The organism is Streptomyces sp. NPDC040622 (assembly GCF_055593965.1).
Window position 1 is genome coordinate 367079 of the sequence record NZ_JBVIXD010000001.1, and the last position, 22920, is coordinate 389998.

Annotated in this window: 20 protein-coding genes and 1 pseudogene; 7 read left to right on the forward strand and 14 right to left on the reverse strand. The window is 72.5% G+C overall.

What is annotated here, in order from left to right:
• Positions 1–57: 57 nt before the first annotated feature.
• A complete protein-coding gene (locus ACZ592_RS01710) occupies positions 58–696 on the forward strand; it encodes a hypothetical protein (RefSeq protein ID WP_471579478.1) in 639 nt (212 codons plus the stop codon).
• Between the two features lie 98 nt (positions 697–794).
• Here the strand turns inward: ACZ592_RS01710 and ACZ592_RS01715 are convergent, their stop codons facing one another.
• On the reverse strand, positions 795–1655 hold the full coding sequence (locus ACZ592_RS01715) for a class I SAM-dependent methyltransferase (RefSeq protein ID WP_471579479.1): 861 nt from the start codon (positions 1653–1655) through the stop codon (positions 795–797).
• A gap of 137 nt (positions 1656–1792) precedes the next feature.
• Here ACZ592_RS01715 and ACZ592_RS01720 point away from each other — a divergent pair, with 137 nt between their 5' ends.
• Positions 1793–2380 carry a TetR/AcrR family transcriptional regulator gene (locus ACZ592_RS01720; protein WP_471579480.1) on the forward strand — a complete coding sequence of 196 codons (588 nt, stop codon included), beginning with the start codon at positions 1793–1795 and terminating at the stop codon, positions 2378–2380.
• A gap of 54 nt (positions 2381–2434) precedes the next feature.
• On the opposite strand, the gene ACZ592_RS01725 is transcribed toward ACZ592_RS01720, so the two are convergent.
• From ACZ592_RS01725 to ACZ592_RS01735, 3 genes are all read right to left on the reverse strand, one after another.
• The gene (locus tag ACZ592_RS01725; RefSeq protein ID WP_471579481.1) at positions 2435–3631 is read right to left on the reverse strand and encodes an NAD(P)-binding domain-containing protein; all 1197 of its coding nucleotides are present in this window, start codon (positions 3629–3631) and stop codon (positions 2435–2437) included.
• 154 nt (positions 3632–3785) lie between these two features.
• Positions 3786–4529 (reverse strand): hypothetical protein, encoded by a 744-nt coding sequence (locus ACZ592_RS01730; protein WP_471579482.1) that lies wholly within the window; start codon positions 4527–4529, stop codon positions 3786–3788.
• Positions 4530–4705: 176 nt separating this feature from the next.
• Positions 4706–6178: a peptidoglycan D,D-transpeptidase FtsI family protein gene (locus ACZ592_RS01735; protein WP_471579483.1), complete on the reverse strand. Its 1473-nt coding sequence runs from the start codon at positions 6176–6178 to the stop codon at positions 4706–4708.
• An 85-nt stretch (positions 6179–6263) separates the two neighbouring features.
• Here ACZ592_RS01735 and ACZ592_RS01740 point away from each other — a divergent pair, with 85 nt between their 5' ends.
• Complete coding sequence (locus ACZ592_RS01740) at positions 6264–7229, forward strand: LysR family transcriptional regulator (RefSeq protein ID WP_471579484.1); 966 nt, start codon at positions 6264–6266, stop codon at positions 7227–7229.
• Complete coding sequence (locus tag ACZ592_RS01745) at positions 7226–8110, forward strand: serine hydrolase (RefSeq protein WP_471579485.1); 885 nt, start codon at positions 7226–7228, stop codon at positions 8108–8110. The genes ACZ592_RS01740 and ACZ592_RS01745 overlap by 4 nt, the downstream gene beginning before the upstream one ends.
• 184 nt (positions 8111–8294) lie before the next feature.
• Here the strand turns inward: ACZ592_RS01745 and ACZ592_RS01750 are convergent.
• The 3 genes and pseudogenes from ACZ592_RS01750 to ACZ592_RS01760 all read right to left on the reverse strand — a co-directional run.
• Positions 8295–8466 (reverse strand): annotated as a pseudogene (locus ACZ592_RS01750) (MMPL family transporter); the annotation flags it as partial.
• 227 nt (positions 8467–8693) lie between these two features.
• Positions 8694–9005 (reverse strand): hypothetical protein, encoded by a 312-nt coding sequence (locus ACZ592_RS01755; protein ID WP_471579486.1) that lies wholly within the window; start codon positions 9003–9005, stop codon positions 8694–8696.
• Positions 8987–9400 (reverse strand): ArsR/SmtB family transcription factor, encoded by a 414-nt coding sequence (locus tag ACZ592_RS01760; protein ID WP_471579487.1) that lies wholly within the window; start codon positions 9398–9400, stop codon positions 8987–8989. The genes ACZ592_RS01755 and ACZ592_RS01760 overlap by 19 nt, the downstream gene beginning before the upstream one ends.
• A 176-nt stretch (positions 9401–9576) precedes the next feature.
• On the opposite strand from ACZ592_RS01760, the gene ACZ592_RS01765 reads away from it, so the two are divergent.
• From ACZ592_RS01765 to ACZ592_RS01775, 3 genes are read left to right on the forward strand one after another with little or no spacing between them, the layout of a single operon-like run.
• On the forward strand, positions 9577–10257 hold the full coding sequence (locus ACZ592_RS01765) for an ABC transporter permease (RefSeq protein WP_471579488.1): 681 nt from the start codon (positions 9577–9579) through the stop codon (positions 10255–10257).
• Positions 10254–10934 (forward strand): ABC transporter permease, encoded by a 681-nt coding sequence (locus ACZ592_RS01770; protein WP_471579489.1) that lies wholly within the window; start codon positions 10254–10256, stop codon positions 10932–10934. The genes ACZ592_RS01765 and ACZ592_RS01770 overlap by 4 nt, the downstream gene beginning before the upstream one ends.
• Entirely contained in the window at positions 10931–11872 is a 942-nt protein-coding gene (locus ACZ592_RS01775) for an ABC transporter substrate-binding protein (RefSeq protein ID WP_471579490.1), read from the forward strand. Before ACZ592_RS01770 ends, ACZ592_RS01775 begins: the two co-directional genes overlap by 4 nt.
• Before the next feature lie 185 nt (positions 11873–12057).
• Here ACZ592_RS01775 and ACZ592_RS01780 read toward each other — a convergent pair whose 3' ends face one another.
• The 7 genes from ACZ592_RS01780 to ACZ592_RS01810 all read right to left on the reverse strand — a co-directional run bounded on the left by ACZ592_RS01780 (position 12058) and on the right by ACZ592_RS01810 (position 22708).
• A complete protein-coding gene (locus ACZ592_RS01780) occupies positions 12058–13221 on the reverse strand; it encodes an ABC transporter ATP-binding protein (RefSeq protein WP_471579491.1) in 1164 nt (387 codons plus the stop codon).
• Between the two features lie 22 nt (positions 13222–13243).
• Positions 13244–13891, reverse strand: a complete 648-nt coding sequence (locus tag ACZ592_RS01785; protein ID WP_471579492.1) for a LutC/YkgG family protein — start codon at positions 13889–13891, stop codon at positions 13244–13246.
• The gene (locus tag ACZ592_RS01790) at positions 13888–15375 is read right to left on the reverse strand and encodes a LutB/LldF family L-lactate oxidation iron-sulfur protein (RefSeq protein ID WP_471579493.1); all 1488 of its coding nucleotides are present in this window, start codon (positions 15373–15375) and stop codon (positions 13888–13890) included. Before ACZ592_RS01790 ends, ACZ592_RS01785 begins: the two co-directional genes overlap by 4 nt.
• On the reverse strand, positions 15372–16133 hold the full coding sequence (locus ACZ592_RS01795) for a (Fe-S)-binding protein (protein ID WP_471579494.1): 762 nt from the start codon (positions 16131–16133) through the stop codon (positions 15372–15374). Before ACZ592_RS01795 ends, ACZ592_RS01790 begins: the two co-directional genes overlap by 4 nt.
• 110 nt (positions 16134–16243) lie before the next feature.
• Positions 16244–18313, reverse strand: coding sequence for a bifunctional aldolase/short-chain dehydrogenase (locus tag ACZ592_RS01800; RefSeq protein ID WP_471579495.1), 2070 nt, complete (start codon positions 18311–18313; stop codon positions 16244–16246).
• Positions 18301–19476 (reverse strand): L-rhamnose isomerase, encoded by a 1176-nt coding sequence (rhaI, locus tag ACZ592_RS01805; protein ID WP_471579496.1) that lies wholly within the window; start codon positions 19474–19476, stop codon positions 18301–18303. Before rhaI ends, ACZ592_RS01800 begins: the two co-directional genes overlap by 13 nt.
• A 34-nt stretch (positions 19477–19510) precedes the next feature.
• Positions 19511–22708, reverse strand: coding sequence for an alpha-L-rhamnosidase (locus ACZ592_RS01810; protein ID WP_471579497.1), 3198 nt, complete (start codon positions 22706–22708; stop codon positions 19511–19513).
• Positions 22709–22920 lie beyond the last annotated feature (212 nt).

The window sequence follows — 22920 nt, forward strand, 5'->3', positions numbered from 1 at the left end:
CGGAGGGAGTGCGGCCCGGGTGCAAGGCGCACTCCCTCCGTGGCGGATCATGGCGTGGTGACGACGAAGCGGACCGAACAGCCGGGCGGCGCCCGAGAGCTCACCCCGTACCAGACCGCCCTGCGTGAGCGGCTCCTCGCGGCGCCGGTGGTCACGGCGCCCGTGCCCTGGCGAACCGTGTTCGAGCCGTACGCCGTCGTCGGAGGCCTGTTGGGCATCGGCTTCGCCGTCGATCCCGACACCGGCCACGACCTGGTCATGGTCGTCTCCGGCGACGGCCACGGACTGTTCGACGCCGTCACCGGCGAGAAGCTCGCCCGGGATCGCGACCCCGACCCCGAGGAGAGCACCCCGGACGGGGTGCCCGACCTCTCCTGCCCCGGACTGGGTCCCCTCGCCGGGCGGCGCGTCCGCATCGCGGGGCTCTTCGGCGGCGGACTGCACACGACCACCGCCGACGGCTGGACCCTCGAAGTCGCCACCCCGGCCTGGCCGCACGAGCGGGTCCTGCTCTCCACCGACGGCGGCATGCCCCATGCCGGGCCCCACGGCGAGAAGTGGTGGCACGTCTTCCACGCGTCCTCCTCGGAGCTGCGGACCGCCGGCTTCGCACCGTCGGGGCAGACCCTGGCGGTGGCCACCAGCAGCGATCTGAGTCTGTGGACGAGACGGCCGCCCACGCCGGAGGCGGCGTAACACCGAGGCGTACCGCCGCGCGCCCCAGGGCCTGTCGACAGACGCCTGTCGTCGCCGTCGCCCTGATCGCTGGGCGGGCAGGGGTGTGAGGACAGGCCCTAGCGGGGACGGGATGCCGTCACGAGCAGAGCCGCGCCGCGCAGCCGCAGCCCGCCGTCGGCCTCGGGGGATCGCGCCTCGTGGGGCCGCAGGACATCCGTCAGCCGGGCGCGGGCGCGGGCCCGGTCCTCCGGGGAGACCTGGCCGGCCAGGTGGCGTCCGGGGCCCGAGCCGAGGAGGAAGTCCGCGGCGTCGGCGGCGTCGCGCCCCCACACTCCGTACGCCTCCGCGCGCTGCGTCCCGATGTCCTCGTACCCTGCGGCGGACAGCACCTCGCGCGTCCTGTCGACGTCCGCCAGGGAGAACACGCCAGGGCCGCCCGGCACGCCGAAACCCCCGATGGGCAGGATGTCGCGCAGCTCGGCGAAGGCCTGGAGCCACTCGTTGTCCTCGGGGTACGCGCCGCAGACGAACGCCGCGCGTCCGCCGGGACGCAGCGCCCGGCCGATGTTGCCGAAGCCGGCCACCGGGTCCGCGAAGAACATCACGCCGTAGCGGCTGATCACGACGTCGTACGCGGCCGGGGCCAGCGGATGGACCTGGGCGTCCCCCTGCTCGAAGGAGACGTTGCCGAGGCCCTCCCGCCGCGCGGTGTCGCGTGCGCGGGCCAGCGTCGGGGCCGACAGGTCCAGGCCCAGGGCACGGCCCCCGCTCGCCCGGCGTGCGGCCAGCCGGGTCGTCCGTCCTGCTCCGCAGCCGATGTCCAGGACACGGTCGTCCTCGCCGATCGAAGCGGCGGCCAGGAGAGGGGCGTTGAGGCCGTCGTTCACCGCGTCCCAGCGGTCCTGGTTGCGGGCCCAGTGATCCCCCTCGTAACCGTTCCACGCCTGTGCCTGTTCGATGTTGACGATGTTCGGCATGCGCTGCCCCTTCGGTGCATGGCGGATGAGGCGCCCTTCACCGTTAGTATGGGCGCTCGCCCAAACAGTATGGGCGAGCGCCCATACTTGCAACGGCCTTGTGACCGGGGCGCCTTGTCGCGTACGAGGAGAGAGCCATGTCACCGCGCGGAGTCGCGATCCCCGACCTTCGTGAGCGGCTCTTCGACGCCGCCGAGCGGATCGTCGCCCGCGAGGGCGCGGCGGCGCTGACGAGCCGGGCGATCACCGGTGAGGCGGGCTGCGCCAAGGGGGTGCTGCACACGCACTTCGGCGGGGTGGACGCGTTCGTCGCCGAGCTCGTCCTCGACCGGCTCGCGCGCACCGCCGCACAGGCGCAAGGGCTGCCCGGGCGGGCGGGCCGGGACACCGTGACGGCCAACCTGACCGGGGTCGCACTCGGGCTCCTGGGCTCCCTCGACCCCCGGATCGTCGGCCTGGCCAAGACCAGCAACGCCACCGCGCAGCAGATCCGTGAGGCGCTCGCGGGCGGCGCACCGGGCTTCACGGCGATCGAGGAGGCACTCACCGCCTACCTCGACGCCGAACTGCGGCTCGGACGCCTCCCCGAGGGCACCGACACCGCCACCACGGCACTCACTCTCGTCGGCACCGTCCACCACCTCCTGATGACCGGCGGCTGGTCCGGCGCGCCCGACCCCCGCGCGCGGACCGAACGCCTGGTCGCCCTGCTCGTGCCCCGGTGAGCCGTGCCCCGGCGCGCCGTGTCCCGGCGCGCCGTGTCCCACGACCGGACGCGCTCACTCCTCGCAGCACGCGGCCACGGACTTCGTCAGACGGGGACCCGCGAACCGGGTGCCGCTGACGAAGCGCAGCGCGGGGCCGAACGTGGCGACGGCCGAGGGGCCGGTGAAGTGCAGGCCCGGCACGTTGGAGGAGAACCCCTTGTCCAGGACGGGGAATCCGCCGACGCGTATCAGGTCCGCGCGGAGCTCGGGGGAGAGGAAGTCCAGGGCCTCCAGCTGGACGCGGTAGCCGGTGGCGGCCAGGACGTGCTCGGACTCGACGGTCTGGGTACGCCCGTCCGGCGTCGTCGTCCGCAGAGAGACACCGCCGCCGTGCGCCTCGGCCCCCGTGATGTGCCGCTCCGTCAGAACGGGCACGCTGCCCTCGAACCGCTCCTTGAGCCACCACGCCCCGCGCGACCTCAACGCCTGCTCGGCGAGCCGGAGCCGGGCGGGCGCCGGCAGCCGCCGGAACGCGGCCGGATGGCGGGTGAGGCCGTACAGGGACCACGACCTGCCCACCGGGGTGTCCGGCTGCCAGCGCGGCCTCGACGACGGCGGCGCGTCGAACCGGACCCGTGAACCGCGGGCGAGGACCTGGACGTCGGCGCCCGCCTCGTGCAGCAGGGCCGCGCTCTCCAGGGCGGACTGCCCGGCTCCCACGACGGTCACGCGGCGCCCGGCGAAGCTTCTCGGATCGGTCTGCTGCGAACTGTGCGAGATCAGGCCAAGGGCCGCGGGGCCCCCGGAGGCCGCCGCCGCGAGCGGCGCCGGCAGATGGGCGAAACCGGTGAGCCCGGTCGCCACGACCACCGCGCACGCCCGGACCACCTCGCCCGACGACAGCTTGACGCGGAAGCCGTCCGGACTGCGGTCGACCGCGGCCACCCGCTCGTCCTCCACACGCGGCACAAGGCGGTCACGGAACCACCTGCCGTACCGCAGGAAGAGCCCGACGGGCACCTGGTCGCGGGCGTCGAGCCTGCGCTCCCCGCTCTCGCGGCAGAAGTCGTCGAGCGTGAAGCCCTCGCGCGGGGTCGCGAGCGCGGAGGCGTCGGGCGACGTCCGCAGGAGCATCCCGGCGGGCATGCGCCGCGACCAGCTGGCCACGGGGGCGCCGAATATGCGGACGGGCAGGCCGCGCGCCCGCAGGTGCGCGGCGGCGGAGAGCCCGTAGGGGCCCGCGCCGATGACGACGACGGTCTTGGACATGGGGGTCCCTCCTGGCACCGCACGCGCGCGCTCGGTGTCCGGCTGCGGACACGGCTCGGGGCGGCACCAAAATCAGCGGTGGAAGGTGCGGGATCGGGCCTGCCGGAGCCGCTCCCGTCCACGTCGGCCGGCGCGGTGCGCGCTGCGGCTCGGGTCAGACGGCGAGCGGCCGGCGGGCCGGCGGACCCCGCCGTACGACCGCGTCCGCGAGCAGGAGGGCGCGGGAGGGCGCACGGGCCGGGCGTCCGGTGCGGCGGGCCGGGGCCTGCCGGGACGGCGCGAGCGGGAGCGGCGCGCGGAACGGGCGCAACAGCCGTGCCAGGAAGGCCCAGAGGAGGCGCAGGGTCCGGGCCAGGGAGCCACTGGCCGCGCGCGGCCTGCGCCGTGCGCCGTGCCGGACTCCGCGGCACCCGGCGTCCACGCCGTGCGCCATGCGGTCGACGACGAAGCCGAGCGTGAGCCGCTCGGCGAACGGCGGCGGTGCCGTGCGGAGCCGCACGGGGAGCCGGCCCTCGTGCGCGGCTGACGCCCGGTCGCCACGCGCCCGTTCGAACCACCGCACGGGGGCGGCCCGGCCGGTGTGCTCGCGAGCCGCGGGCCGTGTGCCGCGCAGGGACAGGGCGGCACGGAACAGGACCGCGGCGGCGACCGTCCGTACGTCCCACGAAGGCAGCGAGCCGAACACGAGGTGGTACGAGGCGACGGCGAACAGGGTGCTCGCCACGGAGAGGGCGACGGACCGCGCCGCGTCCGTCGACCGGAGCCGCGGATGTGCCGCCCCCACCGGGCGGATCACCGGACACACCGCGTCGGCCGACCGTGCCGCCGCTCCCGGCCGCGCGGCCGGCGTCCGGCCGCCGTGCGGCCGGGAGCGAGGCACCGGTCCCGAAGTCTTCATGACGCACCCATCATGGTGCGTCAGCCCGCGGCTGTCACCCGGCGCGGTCCGGCACGGTCGAGAACACGTCCCGCCGGAACGGGAGTTGCCGGTGTGAAGCCGTTCTCCACCAGCTCCGTGCGTACCCTGTGCCCGCGGGCGGACCGGCACCTCTGCGGGCATGCCTCCCGCAGGCCTCAGCGCTTGAGCACCGCCTGCATGACCGCCTTCGCGATCGGCGCCCCGAGCCGCCCGCCCGCGATCTCGGAGCGGGAGATGTCCATGTCCTCGGGGTCGACCAGGACGGCGACCGCCACCGGTGAGGTGCCGTCCGCCTGCTTGGCGTACGAGACGAACCAGGCGTACGGGCGCTCGTCGCGGACGTCGGCGCCGTGCTGGGCCGTACCGGGCTTGCCGCCGACCGTGACGCCCGGCATCCGCACCTTGTCCGCCGTGCCCTCGGTCACCGTGTGCTCCATCATCGCCTGCACCTTCTTCGCGGTGTCCACGGAGACGGCCCGGTCGAGCACCTCGGGCTCGGCCTTCTCGATCACGCCCAGGTCGGGGCCGCGCAGCTCGTCGACCATGTAGGGCTTCATCACCTTGCCGTCGTTGGCGAGCCCCGCGACGGTCATGGCCATCTGCAGCGGAGTGCTGGTCACGCTGCCCTGGCCCATGCCGGTCAACGCGGTCTGCGGCTTGTCCAGACGCTCGGGATAGCCGCTCGCGGCCGACCGCACGGGCGTGAACTGCTCCTTGTTGAAGCCGAACTTCTCCGCCGTCTCGCGCATCTTGTCCTTGCCGGTCCGCAGCGCCGCGTCGAGGAAGACGTTGTTGCACGACCACTGCATGGCGGTCTTCATCGACACCTTGTCGCACTGGGAGTTCGGCACGACGTTGCCGATCTCGGTGCTGCTGAGCGGCAGCCGGTAGGGCGCCGGGGCGCCGGAGGGCGCGTCGATGTCGGTGACCGTGCCGTGCTCCAGGGCGGCGGCCGCGGTGAGGATCTTGAACGTCGAGCCGGGCGGATAGGCCTCGCGCGTCGCCCGGTTGTTCAGCGGCTTGTCCTTGCGCCGGTCGAGCTCCTGGAACGCCCTGCCGTCCTTCCCCGAGATGCCCGCGAAGACGGAGGGGTCGTACGAGGGGGTGCTCGCCATCGCCAGGATCTTGCCGGTGCGCGGATCGAGGGCGACGACCGCGCCCTTGGCGTCGAGATCCGTCAACCCCTTGTAGGCGGCCTTCTGTGCCTTGGGGTCGATGGTGGTGATGACGTCGCCGGGCCGCGGCTTCTCGTGGGTCAGGACGTCCAGCGGGCCGCCGAGCAGCCGCCGGTCCTTGCCGCTGAGCACGTCGTTCTCCACGCCTTCGAGGAACGTGGCGCCCTGGGCCTGCGAGAAGTAGCCGGTGACCGGCGCGTACATCGGGCCGTCCTTGAAGACGCGCTTGTACTTGAGGTCCGAACCCGGACTCGCCACGGATCCGGTGACCGGGCTGCCGCCGACGATGATGTCGCCCCGCGGCTGGGCGAACGTGTCGATCTGCACCCGCCGGTTCTTCGCGTGCTCGGCCAGGCCGTCCCCCCGGGCGAACTGCACCCAGGTGGCCCGCACCAGCAGGGCCAGCACGAGGACCCCACAGAAGACGGCTATGTGCCGCAATGTCCTGTTCATGGCCCGAGCAGAGCAGGTCGGCACCCCGCATGTCCAAGATGGATATCGGGACCGCAATGATTAATCTGCGATATCGTCGCTGATCGTGGACCTGATACTGCACCTGCGGTGCTTTGTGGCTGTTGCAGAAGAGTCACACTTCGGCCGTGCCGCGGCCCGCCTCGGTACGGCCCAGCCACCCCTGTCGCAGCGCATCCAGCGGCTGGAGCGCGAGCTGGGGGTCCGCCTCTTCGAGCGCAACAGCCGCCAGGTCACGATCACCAAGGGCGGCACGCTCCTGCTCGACGAGGCCCGCGAACTGCTGGCCCGCGCCGAGGCACTGATGGCCACCAGCCGCCGCATCCGGGACGGCGACGCGGGCCTGCTGCGCGCCGCACTGCCGTCCGACATCGCGGGGGAGACCGTCGCCGAGATCCTCGCGGAGTTCGGGCGCGTCCACGCGGGCGTGGAGCTGGAACTGCACGAACTGTCCACCGCCGAGCAACTGGCCAGGTTCGCCTCGCACGACCTGGACGTGGGACTCATCCACCACCCCTGCGACGTCACGGGACTCGGTCTCGGCCCGATCCTGCGGCGCGAGCTCGGCGTACTCCTGCCGCGCGAGGCGCCCGCGGCCGCGCTCGCCGAGGTGCCGCTCAGCGCCCTCGCCGACCACGACCTGGTCCTCTTCCCGCGCGCCGACGCCCCGGCCCTGCACGACGACCTGCTGACCACCTGTGCCCGCAACGGCTACACGCCCGCCGCCATCCGGCACGGCCAGGGCCCCAGCTTCATCCGCGGCCTGATCCGCTCCGCGAACTCCGTGACCTTCCGGCCCCGCGACGCCCGAACCACGGACGCGGCCGACGACCCGGAGATCGTCTGGCGCCCGCTGGCCGGCGCGCCCCTGGCGCTGCGCCACTCCGTCGCCTGGCCGCGCGGGCGCAGCGACGCCGCCGTCACCGCCTTCGCCGAAGCGACCACCCACGCCATGTGGAAAACTGCCGCGGTGACCACCGACCTGTCCTCGCGCCCCGTGCACCTGCGCCCGGCAGCGGAGTACTTCCTGTGAGCAACACCCTGGGCCTCCTGCGCGGGGCCTTCGCCGAAGCCGGTGTCACGGGCCGGCTGCACGCCCTCGACATCGACTCCGGGGCGGAGCTCGACGACGGCGCCGACCAGCCCGTCGTCACCGCGAGCGTGCACAAGCTCTGCCTGCTCGTCGCGCTCCACCGGCAGGCGGCGGACGGGACGGTGGACCTCACCGAACAGATCGAGTGCCCCGCCGACGGGCGCACGGCGGGGCCCACCGGTCTGGCCGCCATGCTCGACCCCGTCCGCATGTCCCTGCGCGACCTCGCCTTCCTGATGATGGCCGTCAGCGACAACACCGCCGCCGACCTCCTCCTGCAGCGCGTCGGCCTGGACGCCGTGAACGCCGCGACGGCCCGGCTCGGCCTCGACGGCACCCACGCGCGGCACACCTTCGGCGAACTCCTCGCCACCGTGAAGGAGGACGCGGGCCCCGGCGGTGCGCAGGCCCTGACCGATCCGCACGTCATCGCCCGGCTGCGCGCTCTCGACCCGGCCCGCACCAACCGCAGCACCCCGCGCGACATGACCCGCCTGCTCCGGGCCGTCTGGCGCGACGAGGCGTGCACCCCCGAGCACGGCACCGCGATCCGCCGCGTCCTCGGCCTCCAGGTCTGGCCGCACCGGATGGCCTCGGGCTTCCCCTTCGACGACGTCCACGTGGCGGGCAAGACCGGCAGCCTGCCCACGCTGCGCAACGAGGTCGGCGTCATCGAGTACCCCGACGGCGGCCGCTACGCCGTCGCCGTCTTCACCCGGGCCGCCAGCACCGCGGCCATGCTCCCCGCGGCCGACGCCGTGATCGGCACCGCCGCCCGCATCGCCATCGACGCGCTGCGGGCCCAGGCCGCGCGGCCGTAGGGGGCTGTGCGCGAGGGGACCGGCTGATGCGCCGACGCCCTGCGCGCTCGCACCCGCCCGCCCTCGCGCGAGACCTCCCTCGCACCGTGCTCTCTCACCCAGGGTCGCGCCGGTTCGCGTGTCGTGTCCGGGGCGGGGGAGGGCACCCGGCCCGCCGTGTCGCGCCGCCCCCGGCCCGGCACGTCGAAGAGCCCGCCCGGCCACCAGAACCAGCGCCCCAGGTCCAGGGCCGGCGCGGGCACCATCACCGTCCGCACCAGGAAGGTGTCCAGGAGGACGCCGATGCCCACGAGCACGCCCACCTGAGCCATCGTCACCAGCGGCGGCCCCGCGAAGACCGCGAACGTCACGGCGACGGACATCAGCCACGACCGGCTCCCCTGCGCCACGGCAGGTCCTGACAACCTCGGCGCCGTGGTGCGGGTCCCGTGCGCCTCACGCCCGTCGGTGAGACCGGCGGCGCGCCATGTGTGTCCGGGGCCCGTTCGAGGCCCGGGGCGTTCGCCCCGGGTGCGGCGGGGAGTTGCAGCTCCCGGCCGCACCGGTCCTCCTGTGGGGAGCGGAAGGCGGGTGTGCGGCGGGGCTATTCGATCTCGCGCATCATCTGTTCCATCGAGCCGACCGAGTGCCGGGTCTTCGACAGCTCATCGCGGGTCTGCCGCAGCTCCTCCAGCGAACGGCGGTGCAGCTCGACGTTGTCCTCGAGCAGCTCGGCGTAGCGCGCGGCGAGCGTCTTGTACTGCTCCTCGCGGGCGGCCAGCATCCTGGCGCGCCAGGTGACGGCGACCTGCCAGACGATGACGATCAGCAGCAGGAAGAAGCCGGCGGCGCCGATCCCCCCGACCCAGTCACCGACGTTTCCGCCGTCGGCGAGCGTCACTGGTTGTCCGTGCACGTGGCTTCCTCTTTTCCGGATTCTCCGGCCCTCCCGGCCTTCCCTGATGAGCCCGGCTCCGCGGGCTTCTCCCGGGTGTCGGTGAGGGTCCGGACGGCTCGGTGGATGAGCTGGGGCGTCAACTCGTAGAGAAACGGCGCCACTTCGAAGTACTTCATCGTCTTGCCGTCCTCTCCCGCCTCGAGCGAGCCGATGACGAGGCCCGCCCCTTCCAGCAGCTTCAGATGCATGTGCAGCAGCGGACGGCCCATGCCGATCTCCCGGGCCAGGGCGCTGACGTAGTTGCGGCGCTCGGTCAGCGCCGCGACGATCCGCAGACGGTGCGGGTTGCCCAGGGCGCCGAGCGCCTTGAGCAGCTCGTCGCCCGTGGGCTCCGGGACCGGTTCCTCGGCCATCGCGGCCTCTCTCCTTGGTGCCTGTCAAGAAACGCTGACATGTCCTTCTGAGACGTGTCAAAGATTTCTGACACATCTCAGGGTCAGATGGGGGACACCTCAGGGTCGGGCCCCACCGGACCCGTACGGGTCACCAGAACGCGCCGTCGCCCGGCATCTGCGCCTTGAATGAACGGGTGACCGCGCCTCCCGACGACTGCCTCGCGCGCAACGAGTGGATCTGCGGTGAGTATCTGAGCACCCGCCGCCAGATCCTGCTCGACGCGGTCGTCCAGCATCTGCAGCTGACCGTCGTCTCCGTGCTGATCGCGCTCGTCCTCGCGGTGCCGCTGGCCGTCGTCGCCCGCCGCTGGGGGTGGGCCGCGGGCCCCGTCCTCGCGCTCACCACCGTGCTGTACACGATCCCCTCGCTGGCGATGTTCTCGCTGCTGCTCCCGGTGTACGGGCTCTCCGCCTCGCTCGTCGTCGCGGGCCTCGTCCTCTACTCGCTCACGCTGCTCGTGCGGAACATCCTCGCGGGGCTGCGCGCCGTCCCCGAGGACACCCGCCAGGCGGCCCGCGGCATGGGGTACGGACCCATCCGGCTCCTGCTCACCGTCGAACTCCCGCTCGCACTGCCCGCCGCGATGGCCGGACTCCGCATCGCCACGGTCTCCGCGGTCTCGCTCGTCACCATCGGCGCGATCGTCGGCTTCGGCGGACTCGGCAACCTCATCTACACGGGCATGAACACGTACTTCAAGGCGCAGGTGCTCACCGCGTCCGTGCTGTGCGTCGTCATCGCCATCGCCGCCGACCTGCTGCTGCTCGGCGTGCAGCGCGTCCTGACGCCCTGGACGAGAGCGGTGCGCTCATGAAGACACTCGGCGACGCCTGGGCGTGGCTCACCGACTCCGCGCACTGGGCCGGCGACGACGGCATCTGGCACCGGCTCACCCAGCACCTCGTCCTCACCGTGGTCTGCCTGCTGCTCAGCTGCCTCATCGCCCTGCCAATCGCCCTCGTCCTAGGCCACCTCGGCAAGGGCGGCGCGCTCGCCGTGAACATCTCCAACGTCGGCCGCGCGGTACCGACCTTCGCCGTCCTCGTCCTGCTGCTCCTCACCCCGCTCGGCTCGTGGGGCGAGGGCCCGACCGTGGTCGCCCTGGTGCTGTTCGCCGTGCCACCGCTGCTGACCAACGCGTACGTCGGGATGCGCGGCGTCGACCGCAGCGTCGTCCAGGCGGCGCGCGGCATGGGGATGACCGGGCGGCAGATGCTCTGGCGGGTCGAACTGCCGCTCGCGCTGCCGCTGGTGCTCAGCGGTATCCGCATCGCCGCCGTGCAGCTCGTCGCCACCGCCACCATCGCGGCACTCGCGGGCGGCGGCGGGCTCGGCCGGATCATCACGGCCGGCTTCAACCTGGCGAGCACCCCGCAGGTCGTGGCGGGCGCCGTGCTCGTGGCCGCGTTCGCACTGCTCGTCGAGGGCCTGTTCGAGGTCGCCGAGCGGCTCGCGCCGGGGTGGACACGGGGACGGGGGAGTGCCGGATGAAGCGCCGTACCGGGTCCGCCGTGACCCTCCTCCTCGCACTCGTCAGCGGCTGCGCGACCGGGCCCTCGCTGGAGAACCAGGGCGAGGTCACCGCGCCCCCTGGCGACAGCAAGCACCTCGTCGTCGGCTCCGCGGGCTTCACCGAGTCCGACCTGCTCGCCCAGATGTACGCGCTGCTCCTGGAAAAGGCCGGCTACAGCACGCGCATCCTCTCCGTGGCCAACCGAGAGCTCTACGAACCCGCCCTGGAGTCCGGCCAGATCGACGTGGTCCCCGAGTACGCGGCGACCTTCGCGGACTGGCTCAACGCCAAGAAGAACGGTGCCGACGCGCCTCCCGTCGGCTCTCCCGACCTGGACAAGACCATGAAGGCCCTGCGCCGCCTGGCCGCCCCGCGCGGCCTCAGCGTCCTGGACCCCGGCAAGGCCGTCGACCAGAACGCCTTCGCCGTCGCCGCGTCGTACGCCCGTCAGCACCGGCTGAAAACCCTCAGCGACCTCGGCAAGTCCGGCCTGAAGGTGCGGCTCGCCGCGGGCGACGAATGCGTGCAGCGCCCCTACTGCGCGCCTGGCCTGAAGAAGGTCTACGGCATCGACCTGACCGGCGTCGACCCCAAGGGCGTGGGCACCACCCAGGCCAAGAAGGCCGTCCAGGGCGGGCAGGACCAGATGGTCCTCACCACGTCGACGGACGCGACCCTCGACGACTTCGGCCTGGTGCTCCTCAAGGACGACAAACACCTGCAGAACGCCGACTACCTCGTCCCCGTGGTCAATCGCTCCCGAGCGGGCAGCAAGGGCGTGGCCACGGCGCTGGCCCGCCTCAACCCGGTCCTGACGACGGAAGACCTGGCCTCCATGAACGAGCAGGTGGACAGCTGGCGCCGCCTCCCCCAAGACGTGGCCCGCACCTACCTGGAGAACAAGGGCTTGCTGTAGCAACGCCGCAGAGCCGCCGGCCCACCCCGAGGGGCGCGGGGAACGGCGCAATACCCACAACGCACCCGCACCCGCAGCCGCACCCGTAGCCTCATGCCCGCCCGAGCCTGCCCCGAGGGGCGCGGGGAACGGCGCGAATAGCTACAGCGCACCCGCAGAAGAATCCGCCCAACCCAGCGGAGCGCTCACGCATCGGCGACCGAGTCGAACTCCACCTCATCCCGCCCCACCCCCTGCGCATCCGCGTCCACCGACCGCCGCAGCGCCTCGTGCAGCTTCGCCGGTGTCAGGACGCCGAGGAAGCGCGCCCCGTCCAGGACCGCGACCCAGCCCGCGTCGTGCTGCAGCATGACGCCGAAGGCCTGCTTGAGCGGCGCGCCGATCGGCACCCAGGAGTTCATACGGTGCGCCAGATCGCCGACCGTACCGCCCGCCCCGGCGAGCGCGACCTCGTCGAGGCCGACCCAGCCGTGCAGATCGCCACCCGTGTCCAGGACGACGGCCCACCGCGCCCCCTCCTCGCGCATCCGGGCCGCGGCCTGCGCTGCGGGCTCGTCCAGACGGGCGATCGGCGGCGCCTCCAGGTCGTCCGACTGGATCTCGGTGACCGACAGACGCTTGAGGCCGCGGTCGGCGCCCACGAACTCGGCGACGTACGGGGTCTCGGGCGCCCCGAGCACCGCGCCCGGCGTGTCGAACTGCTCGATGCGCCCCTGCCCGTACACCGCGATGCGGTCGCCGAGGCGGACCGCCTCCTCGATGTCGTGGGTGACGAGCAGGACGGTCTTGCGGACGGCCGCCTGCATCCGCAGGAACTCGTCCTGCAGCTGTTCGCGCACCACCGGGTCGACGGCGCCGAACGGTTCGTCCATCAGGAGCACCGGCGGGTCGGCCGCCAGCGCCCTGGCGACCCCCACGCGCTGACGCTGACCGCCCGACAGCTGTTCGGGATAGCGGGAGCCGTACGTCTTCGGGTCCAGGCCGACCAGGTCGAGCAGCTCCGCCGCCCGGGCCCGTGCCTTCGCCTTCTTCCAGCCGATGAGCGCGGGGACCGTCGCCGTGTTGTCGAGGATCGTGCGGTGCGGGAAGAGGCCGACCTGCTGGATGACGTAGCCGATGCGGCGGCGCAGGCGCACCGGATCGACGTCGGCGATGTTCTCGTCGTTCACGAAGATGCGGCCGGACGTCGGCTCGATGAGCCGGTTGACCATCATCATCGTCGTGGTCTTGCCGCAGCCGGAGGGGCCGACGAGCGTGACCAGTTCGCCCTCGCCGACCTCGAAGGAGAGGTCGTCCACGGCCGTCGTGCCGTCCGGGTAGCGCTTGGTCACCTGCTCGAACCGGATCATGCCCTCACGCTAGCCGCGCCCGTCACTCACCGCTCACCAGCACCACCTCCAGAGTGCGCGGACCGTGCACTCCCTCGACCCGGTCCAGTTCGATGTCGCTGGTCGCGGACGGTCCCGAGATCCAGGTGAGCGGTCGGGCCGGATCGAGCCGTTCGAGGGCCAGGGGGACGGAGGCGACGATCTGGCCGGGGACCCGTACGACACAGATGTGGTGGTCGGGGACGAGGGTGATGCGGCGGCGGCCCTGGTCGGAAGAGCCGTCCAGGACGAGCGTGCCCGTCTCGGCGACGGCGACCGCGCAGCCGGTGACGACGCTGTCGACCTCGTCCAGTTCGTGCGGAGTGCTCGCGGCCCGGTCCTGGACGCGGGTCGCGTCGGCGGCCTCGAGCCAGTGGGGCGGCAGCCCCGGTGGCACGAGTACGGTCCGCGCGCCGCGCTCGGCCAGCAGCCGCGCCAGGAGCCCGGGGAGCGCCTCGTACGCGCAGCGGTGGACGAGAGCGCGGTAGTCCGCGAGGTTCTCCGCGAGCAGGTCGACGGTCTGCGCGGCCGTGCGGTCGCCGTGCTCGCGCGCGTATCCACGGTCCACCGGGTCTTCGCGGTCGCGTTCTTCCCGCGGCACGTCGGCGAGTGCCCGCCGTACCCGGCCCAGGATCCGTTCCCTGCTGCTCACGTGTCGTTCCCCTCGGTCGTGCCGCCGTGCGTGCGCTGCCACCAGTCGCGGAACGGCTCCGCGGGGACCTTCGGCAGATCCCGGGTGGCGCTCCAGGCCCGCCCCGGCCCCGGGAGCGTGCGCGGATGGAGCCGCCGGGTGCGCGAGGCGAGGCGCTGGCCCGCGCGCAACGCCCCGGGGCGGGCGAACGCGAGCCCCGCCGCCCGCATCGCGGCCCGCTCCGCCGCGTGCCCCCTGGCGGGCTTCAGCGTCACCTTCACGCCGCGCCGTGTCACCTCGCCGCCCTGCACGATCCGCTCCCGCAGGTGCACCAGGACCTCGGGGATGTCGATGGCGACCGGACACACCTCGTAGCAGGCGCCGCAGAGGGAGGAGGCGTAGGGGAGCGAGGCGTCGATCTCGCTCGCCGTACCCCGCAGCTGCGGGCTGAGGATGGCACCGATCGGCCCCGGATAGACCGAGCCGTACGCATGTCCGCCGGCCCGCTCGTACACCGGGCACACGTTGAGGCACGCCGAGCAGCGGATGCAGCGCAGGGCCTGGCGGCCCACCTCGTCGGCGAGGGTGTCGGTCCGGCCGTTGTCCAGGAGGACCAGGTGGAAGGTGCCCGGGCCGTCCTGCTCGGAGGTGCCGGTCCACATCGACGTGTACGGGTTCATGCGCTCGGCCGTCGAGGAGCGCGGGAGCGTCTGCAGGAAGACTTCGAGGTCGCGCCAGGTCGGCACGGTCTTCTCGATGCCGACGACGGAGATGAGCGTCTCGGGGAGGGTCAGGCACATCCGGCCGTTGCCCTCCGACTCGACGACGACGAGGGTGCCCGTCTCGGCGACCATGAAGTTCGCCCCGGAGATGCCGACCTTGGCGCGCAGGAACTTCTCCCGCAGGTGCAGCCGTGCCGCCTCGGCGAGCTCGGCGGGGGTGTCGGTCAGGCCTTCGGGGGCCGGGCGGCCCCATCCGGCCATCTCCTTGCGGAAGATGTCACGGATCTCGCCGCGGTTGCGGTGGATCGCCGGGACGAGGATGTGCGAGGGACGGTCCCTGCCGAGCTGCACGATGAGCTCGGCGAGATCGGTCTCGTAGGCGTGGATGCCTTCGGCCTCCAGCGCTTCGTTGAGGCCGATCTCCTGGGTGGCCATCGACTTGGCCTTGACGACCTCCCGCTCACCCGTGGCCCGCACCAGCTCCGTGACGATCCGGTTCGCCTCGTCGGCGTCGGCCGCCCAGTGCACGGTCCCGCCGGCCCGGACGACCGACTCCTCCAACTGCACCAGATAGTCGTCGAGACGGCGCAGCGTGCGGTCCTTGATCTGCTTGCCCGCCTCGCGCAGCCGGTCCCAGTCGGACAGCTCGGCCACCGCTCGGGCCCGCTTGTCGCGGATGGTGTGCGTCGCGTGCCGGAGGTTGGCGCGCAGGGTCCTGTCGCCGACCGCCTCGCGTGCCGCGGCGGGAAAGGCGGGCATGCCGACGAATGTGCCGCCGCTCATGACAGGGGCTCCTCTTCCGTGCTCGCCAGGATCTCGGCGATGTGGACGGGACGCACGGCCGTGCGCAGGCGGGTCATCGTGCCGCCGATGTGCATCAGACAGGAGTTGTCCGCGGCGCACAGCACGTCGGCTCCGGTCGACTCGGCGTGCCGCACCTTGTCGGCCCCCATGGCCGCCGAGACATCGGAGTTCTTCACGGCGAAGGTACCGCCGAAGCCGCAGCACTCCTCGGCACCGGGCAGCTCCACCAGCTCCAGTCCCTTGACCGCCCGCAGCAGCCGCTCGGGCCGCTCGCCCAGACCGAGGCTGCGCAGGCCGTGGCAGGTCGGGTGATAGGTGACCTTGTGCGGGTAGTGGGCGCCGACGTCCGTGACGCCGAGGACGTCCACCAGGAACTCCGTGAGCTCGTAGGTCTTCGGCACCACCGGCGCGAGCGTGCGCGCGAGGGCGTCGCCGCGGCCCTCGGCCTGGGCCCGCTCGCCCATGCGTGGATACAGCTCGCGCACCATCGCCCCGCACGACCCGGAGGGCGTCACGATCGCGTCGTACGCATCCGACCCGAAGACATCGGAGAAATGCCGGGCGAGCGGCTCGGCCTGATGACGGTAGCCGGTGTTGTAGTGCGCCTGCCCGCAGCACGTCTGTGCCATCGGGAAGTCGACGTCAACTCCCAGTCTGGTCAGCAGTTTCACCACCGATCGGCCCGTTTCCGGATACAGCGTGTCGTTGACACAGGTCAGGAACAGGGCGACACGCATCGCGCATTCCTCCTAGTCGGTCATCGGATGGATGCAGCGTACGCGGGCGTGGGGCGTTGCGGGAGGCTCCCCGGTACGTCGTGCCGGGGAGCCTCCGCGACGCCCGCACTTCAGCGCAGGAACGCCGCCGCCACCCCCGCGTCGACCGGTATGTGCAGCCCCGTCGTGTGCGAGAGGTCCCCGCCCGTCAGGACGAACACCGCGTTCGCCACGTGCTCCGGGAGGACCTCGCGCTTGAGGAGGGTGCGCTGGGCGTAGAACTCGCCGAGCTTCTCCTCGGGCACTCCGTAGACCGCCGCGCGCCGCGCGCCCCAGCCGCCCGCGAAGATGCCCGAGCCGCGCACGACGCCGTCCGGGTTCACCCCGTTGACGCGGATGCCGTCCTCGCCCAGCTCCGCGGCGAGCAGCCGCACTTGGTGCGCCTGGTCGGCCTTGGCCGCGGCGTAGGCCACGTTGTTCGGGCCGGCGAACACCGCGTTCTTGGAGGCGATGTAGACGATGTCGCCGCCGAGGCCGTGCGCCTTCATCACCCGCGCCGCCTCGCGGGAGACCAGGAAGGAGCCGCGTGCCATCACGGAGTGCTGGATGTCCCAGTCGCCGGCCGTCGTCTCCAGGAGCGGCTTGGAGAGCGAGAGCCCGGCGTTGTTGACGACCAGGTCCACGCCGCCGAAGGCCAGGGTTGCCGCGTCGAACGCCGCGGCGATTTGCTCCTCGCTGGTGACGTCGACGGTCACGGCGACCGCCCGGTCCGGGCCGCCCAGTTCGTCGGCCACGGCCGCCGCGTTCGCCGCGTCGATGTCCGCGACGACGACACACGCGCCCTCGGCGGCGAGGCGGTGCGCGACGGCCTTGCCGATGCCGCTGCCCGCCCCCGTCACCAGGGCCACGCGGGTCGCGAGGGGCTTGGCCGGCGGCATCCGGCGCAGCTTGGCCTCCTCCAGCTCCCAGTACTCGATGCGGAACTTCTCGGACTCCTCGATCGGCGCGTACGTCGAGACGGCCTCGGCGCCCCGCATCACGTTGATCGCGTTGACGTAGAACTCCCCTGCCACGCGCGCCGTCTGCTTGTCCCTGCCGAAGGAGAACATGCCGACGCCGGGCACCAGCACGATCGCCGGATCCGCGCCGCGCATCGCGGGCGAGCCGGGCTCGGCGTGGCGCGCGTAGTAGGCGGCGTACTGCTTCCGGTACTCGGTGTGGAGTTCCCTCAGGCGGGCGACCGCCTCGTACACGGGTGCCGTCGGCGGCAGGTCGAGGACCAGCGGCCTGACCTTGGTGCGCAGGAAGTGGTCCGGGCAGGAGGTGCCGAGCGCGGCCAGGCGGGTGTGCTCGGCGCGCGCGAGGAAGTCCAGGACCGGTGCGGTGTCAGTGAAGTGGCCCACCTGCGGGTGGTCCTGGGAGGCCAGGCCCCGGATCACGGGGGCCAGGTCGGCCGCCCGCGCACGGCGCTCGGCGGTGGGCAGCGGGCCGAACCCGGCCAGCTCCGCGCCGAACGGCTCCGCCCTGCCGCGCTCGGCGAGGAACCGCTCCGCGGCGCGGATCATGTGCAGGGAGTTGTTCGCGCACTCCTCGGACGTCCGGCCCCACGCGGTGATGCCGTGCCCGCCCAAGATGCAGCCGATCGCGTCCGGGCGCGCCGCCCGCACCGCCGCGATGTCCAGGCCGAGCCGGAAGCCGGGGCGGCGCCACGGCACCCACGCCACCGTGTCGCCGAAGCACTCGGCGGTCAGCTTCTCGCCGTCGGCGGCGCAGGCGAGCGCGATGCCGGAGTCGGGGTGCAGATGGTCGACGTGCGCCGCGTCCACCAGGCCGTGCATCGCGGTGTCGATGGACGGCGCGGCACCGCCCTTGCCGTGCAGGCAGTAGTCGAAGGCGGCGACCATCTCGTCCTCCTGTGCCACGCCCTCGTACACCTGGGTCAGCGCGCGCAGCCGGTCCAGGCGCAGCACCGCCAGACCCGACTCGCGCAGGGTGCCGAGGTCGCCGCCGGAGCCCTTGACCCACATGAGGTCGACGGAGTCTCCGGTCACCGGGTCGGGCGCGGAGCCCTTCGCCGAGGCGTTGCCCCCCGCGTAGTTCGTGTTGCGGGGGTCCGCGCCCAAGGCATGGGCCCGGTCGAGGAGTTCGGTGACACGCTCGTGCTGTCGCTGTGCCTGCTCCATGCCGCTCATGCCCCCCATCCGGCCTGCTCGCCGCCGACGCGTTCCTCGATGATCCGCTGGTGCCATCCTGACCGGTCGTAGGCCCCGAGCGGATCAGGGGCGAGCCCCAAGTCCTCCCTGACTTCTGCCAGTAGGGGACGTACGTCGGTGTTGTAGGCGTCCATCAGCACACCGTTGGCCGAGAGCACGTCGCCCCCGCGCTGGGCCTCGGACAGTGCGGCGGCGTCCACGAGCAGGGCCTTCGCGGTGGCCTCCTGGACGTTCATCACCGAGCGGATGATCGCCGGGATCTTCGCCTCGATGTTGTGGCACTGGTCGAGCATGAAGGCGACCCCGGCCCCGGGCGCGAAGCCGCCGCCGCGCACCACTTCGTACATGATCCTGAAGAGCTGGAAGGGGTCTGCCGCGCCGACCATCAGGTCGTCGTCCGCGTAGAACCGCGAGTTGAAGTCGAAGCCGCCGAGCCTGCCCTCGCGCAGCAGGGCCGCCACGATGAACTCGATGTTGGTGCCCGGTGCGTGGTGGCCGGTGTCGACGACGACCTGCGCCTTGGGGCCCAGCTTGAGGCAGTGTGCGTACGCGGTGCCCCAGTCGGGGACGTCCGTGGCGTAGAAGGCCGGCTCGAACAGTTTGTACTCCAGGAGCATCCGCTGGTCGTCGCCGAGCCGGTCGTAGACCGTGCGCAGGGCTTCGGACAGGCGGTCCTGGCGGTCGCGCAGGTCGTCCTGGCCGGGGTAGTTCGTGCCGTCCGAGAACCAGAGCTTGAGGTCCTTCGAGCCGGTCGCGTCCATGATGTCGACGCATTCCAGGAGGTGGCCGACGGCCTTGCGCCGGACGGCCGGGTCGGGGTTGGTGACCGAGCCGAGCCGGTAGTCGTCGTCCTGGAAGACGTTGGAGTTGATGGCGCCGAGGCGCAGGCCGCGTTCCTCCGCGTGGTCCTTGAGCGCGCCGTAGTCGTCGACGCGGTCCCACGGGATGTGCAGGGCCACGGTCGGCGCGACGCCCGTGTGGGCGTGCACGCGGGCCGCGTCGTCCAGCTTCTCGCGGGTCGTGCGCGGGACGCCTGGCTGCGCGAAGACCTTGAAGCGCGTGCCGGAGTTGCCGTACGCCCAGGACGGTGTCTCCAGGGCCTGGGTGGTGAGTGCCGCTTTCACGGCGTCCTTACTGGTTCCGGCGGTCATCGCGCAGCCCTTCCGAAAGATGGTTCGAGGTGGGTCAGTTGGAGAAATGGGTGGTGCCGGATGCGGCGGCGAAGACGGCACAGCCGTCGTCCATCCGCAGGAACTTCGCCGAGCCGTGCGCCACCTGAGAGGCCTTGCCGGCGGGGATCCACACCTCGGCCGTGGTGTGGGCGGGCAGCGTGAGCGTGAGACGGAACCCGTCCGAAGCCGCCTTCCAGCGGGTCGTGACGGTGCCGCGGACCGAGTCGAAGCGGCCCTCCGCCTCGGTCACCCCGCCGCCGGGGCGCGGCCGGACCAGCACCTTGCGGAAGCCCGGTTCGGCCGGGGCGATGCCCGCGATGTTCGCGTACATCCACTCGCCCACGGAGCCGTACGCGTAGTGGTTGAAGGAGTTCATGCCGGCGTCCTGGAAGGAGCCGTCCGGCTTGATGGAGTCCCAGCGCTCCCACATCGTGGTGGCGCCGCGGTCGATCTGATAACCCCAGCTGGGGAAGGAGCGCTGGACGAGCAGGCGGTAGGCGACATCGGTGTGGCCGGTCGCGGTGAGCACGGGCAGCAGGCGCGGTGTGCCGAGGAAGCCCGTGGACAGGTGCCACTGCTTGGACTTGATGAGGTCGACCAGGCGGTCGGCGGCAGGGCCGCGGTCGGCGGTGTCGAGCAGGTCCATGGACAGCGCCAGGACGTAGGCGGTCTGCGTGTCGCCCTTCACGCGGCCGCCGCTCGTGACGTACGCGGCGCGGAAGGCGTCCCGCACGCTCCTGAAGAGCGTCGTGTAGGGCGCGGGGTCCTTGCCCAGTGCCTCGGCGGTCTTCGCGACGAGGGCCGCGCTGTGCGCGAAGTACGCCGTCCCGATGACGTCCTTGGGAGTCTCGTCCTGGACGTTGAGCCAGTCCCCGTAGCCCTCGGCGGGGCGCAGGTAGCCGGTGCTGTGCTTCTCCAGGTAGTCGAGCCACGTGAGCATCGACTCCCAGGCCCGCTCCAGTACGCGGGTGTCTCCGTAGGCCTCGTACAGCGCCCACGGGACGGTGACCCCCGCGTCGCCCCAGCCGGCGACGCCCTTGCCGACCGGGCCGACGAACGGGGCGACATCGGTGAAGGCGCCGTCGTCCGCCTGTCCGTCGCGCAGGTCGTCGAGCCACTTCGTGAGGAAGCGGGCCGACTCCATGGTGTAGGCGGCGGTCGGCGCGAAGACGTTGATGTCGCCGGTCCAGCCGAGCCGCTCGTCGCGCGCGGGGGTGTCGGTGGGGACGGAGACGAAGTTGCCGCGCTGGCCCCAGGTGATGTTGCCGTGCAGCTGGTTGAGCATCGGGACGTTCGTCCTGAACTCCATGGTGAACGGCGCCGAGGTGTGCAGCACCTGCCCGACGACCGCGTCCAGCGGCGGCTTGCCGGGATACCCGGTGACCTCGACGTAGCGGAACCCGTGGAAGGTGAAGCGCGGCTCGTACGTCTCCTTGCCGCCGCCCTTGAGGGTGTACGTGTCGGTGGCGCGGGCCGTGCGGAGGTTGGTGGTGTAGATCGTGCCGTCGGGGTTCAGGACCTCCGCGTGCCGCAGCCGGACGGTGGTGCCCGCTGTGCCGGAGACGGTGAGCCGGACGACGCCGACCATGTTCTGGCCGAGGTCGTAGACGAACACGCCTGGCTTCGGCTCGGTCATCCTCCGGGCGGAGATCCGCCGCTCCACGCGCGTGGGGCTGTCGACTTCGGCGACGAGTTTCGCCGTCACCTTGTCCACGGCGTCGGCGGCGACCCACTGGGAGTCGTCGAATCCGGCGCGGGTCCATCCCGGGGTCTCCCGGCGGGCGTCGTACTCCTCGCCGGACATCAGGTCCGCGCCGGTGACCGGGCCGAGGGCGGCACGCCACTCGGTGCCGGACAGCACGCGCTCGGTCGATCCGTCGGTGTACGTGACCTCCAGCTGGGCGAGGACGGCGGGCTGTTCGCCGTACTGGTGGGGGCCGAACCAGCCGATGTTTCCCGCGTACCAGCCGGCCGCGAGCGTCACGCCGAGCGCGTTCGTCCCGGAGCCGACGAGCTCGGTCACGTCGTAGGCCTGGTACTGGACGCGCTTGCGGTAGTCCGTCCAGCCCGGCGCGAGGCGGTCCTCGCCCACGCGCTCACCGTTGAGGTGTGCCTCGTAGAGACCGAGAGCGCTCGCGTACAGCCGGGCCCGCGCGACGTTGCGGCGTCCCAGGCGGAACTCGTGGCGCAGCTGCGCGGCGGGGGCGTGGGCGGGCACGACCTTGCCCCAGGGGCCCGCGCCCCACGCGGCGACGGCCTTCGCCGCGGACCAGGAGCCGTCGTCGTGGCCCGGCGCCTGCCAGTCGCCGGAGGGTTCCTTGTCGGTGGTCTTCCACGCGGTGTCGGTGACGACCGTACGCACGCCGTCGGCGGTGGTCAGCTCCAGGAGGCCGAGCAGGCCCGCGGGACCCGCCACGGCGTTGGTCGCGGAAACGGCGAGGACCGCGGCGCCGGGGCGCAGGTGTTCGGTGACGTCGACGAGCACGGGGCGGCGCCAGTTGTCGGCGGCGCTGTCGGCCTCGGTGTGCGCCACGCGCGTGCCGTTCACGTACCCGGTGAAGCCGTCATCGGCGGTCAGGACCAGACGGGCCCGTGTCACCCCTTCAGGGACGTCGAGACGGCCGCGGAACCACCGGGTGGCGGCCGGTGCGCTGCTCGCCGGATCCCCCTCCGGGAACCAGATCCAGGAGGCGTCGTCCAGCGCGGGGGTACCGATGAGCGCGTCGGGCGCGCCGATCCAGCGCGCCGACCAGTCGGACGCCTTGGTGAGGCCGGTCTCCCACCAGGAGGTCTCGCTCCAGGCGGAGGGGCGCCCCGCGGCGTCCCAGACGCGGACCGACCAGAAGTAGCGGGTGCGCGAGGCCAGTTCGGGACCGTCGTACGGGACGAGGACCGAGGCGGTGGATGCCACCTTGCCGCTGTCCCACACGTCGGGGTCGTCGAGGCGGTCGGGGCTGGAGGCGACCCGGATCCGGTAGGCGCTCTGGGCCTGGTCGGGCGCGTCGGAGGCCAGCGGCCAACTCAGCCGGGGGTGTGGGGTGTCGAGGCCCAGGGGGTGTCGCGCGTACTCGGCGGTGGGGCCGGTGACGCGGAGGGATCCGGGGGTGGTGCCGCGGCCCGGTGCGGCGGCGGCCGCGGGTGCCGTACCCGCGACGCCCGCGCCCAGGGCGATGGTGCCGGTGGTGCCGAGCAGTCGTCTTCTGCTGATCACAACGGAGCTCCGTCACGACTCGGGGATGAATCGTTTCACGAGCGGCGAAGTTAGGGAGCGGGGTTCCGGCTGTCAAGGGCTCGCGCTTGTAACCCCCGTAAATCCATGGAATTACAGGATTCTCAAGTCCTCCCCATTGACGGCGGAGTTGACGCAGGTCTAGCTTCCCTGCCACTTGGTTGAAACCTTTCACGTCCTTGATCCCTCACCAC